The following is a 1269-nucleotide window of genomic DNA, read 5'->3' as shown; positions in this document are numbered from 1 at the left end:
CGAGTCGTCGGTGCAGCTATCTATCCGGCCTCTTTGGCCTTGCGGCCGCGGGCCTCGATGAGATCCGCGGGGCGGCGCTCAAGTACGTGTGGCGGGCTGTTGCTGCCCGATAGGTCCAACGAGCTTAGCCGTCCCCGGTCCGACCGGTTGCCATCTCAATGTCGATTGCCCTCGCAGACGACCCGAGCTCCGGCAGCTACGCCGGAACCCGGTACTCCTTGCCAGATGCCATGATCGCCCATGCGATGCGTGCCACCTTATTGGCCAAGGCAACGGTCGCCACATTGAACGGGCGCCTGGCCAGCAATCCTGCAATCCATGAGTTCGACACTTGATGAGATCGCACTCGATGCACCGCTGCGCGAGCACCGTGGATCAGCATCTTTCGGATGTAAGCATCTCCGCGTTTGCTGATGCCGCCCAGGCGCTCCCGGCCACCCGTGGAATGTTGTTTTGGTACCAGCCCCAGCCAAGCGGCAAAATGCCGTCCGGAGCGGAACTGGTTGGGGTCACCGACCGTCGCTGCCAACACTGTTGCGGTAAAGGGTCCTATACCAGGCACCGTCAGCAGTCTCCGGCAGACGTCGTCCTCTTTGGCGAGCGTCATAATGGCACGGTCAGAATCGCCAATCCTCGCCTCGGTATCCCTGATCTGGTCGACCAACATCGAAAGAGCACCACGGGCGCATTCTGGAATTCGATCGTCGGTGGCGACCAGTTCCATGAGCTCGCGCGCCCGCGCAATGCCCTTCGGGGCAACGATGCCAAATTCGGCAAGATGGCCTCGAAGCGCATTGACCGCGCCGGTGCGCTGCCTCGTCAACAAGTCTCGCGCACGGTGCAGCATCAAGGTGCCCTGCTGCTCTGTGCTCTTGACCGGGACGAAGCGCATGCCTGGTCTCTGGACTGCTTCCCAACAAGCTTCCGCATCCGCCGCATCGTGCTTGTTGGTCTTGAGGTATGCGCGCACGTATCGTGCCGGCATGAGACGTGGCTGGTGACCGAGCAATGCCAGTTCCCTCGCCCAGTGATGAGCGCTGCCACACGCTTCCAATCCGATGGTGCAAGGTGCCAAGCGGCGGAAAAAATTGAGAATCTTTCCGCGGGCAAGCTTCTTCCTGACAATCAACCCATCGTCGTCGACACCATGCACCTGAAACCAGCTCTTCGAGATGTCGAGTCCGTATACCGACATGGACATGAGCGGTGTCTCCTCCTTCTTGCTGAAGTGACGGAGCCTATCAGTAGCGGGGACCGTCCATCTCAGTA

General features: G+C 60.6%; 1 protein-coding gene. It reads right to left on the bottom strand.

Features of this window, described 5'->3' with window-relative positions:
* Positions 1 to 196: 196 nt before the first annotated feature.
* Complete coding sequence (locus tag OL599_RS25760) at positions 197 to 1201, bottom strand: IS110 family RNA-guided transposase (RefSeq protein WP_264716931.1); 1005 nt, start codon at positions 1199 to 1201, stop codon at positions 197 to 199.
* Positions 1202 to 1269 lie beyond the last annotated feature (68 nt).

It is taken from the genome of Limobrevibacterium gyesilva, from assembly GCF_025989185.1.
GTDB lineage: Bacteria > Pseudomonadota > Alphaproteobacteria > Acetobacterales > Acetobacteraceae > Limobrevibacterium > Limobrevibacterium gyesilva.
This window is presented reverse-complemented; position numbering and strand designations above follow the sequence as displayed.

What these genes read in the sequence shown, in the direction of transcription:
- OL599_RS25760 (WP_264716931.1), bottom strand. Translation starts at nt 1,201, where the DNA reads ATGTCCATGTCGGTATACGGACTCGACATCTCGAAGAGCTGGTTTCAG.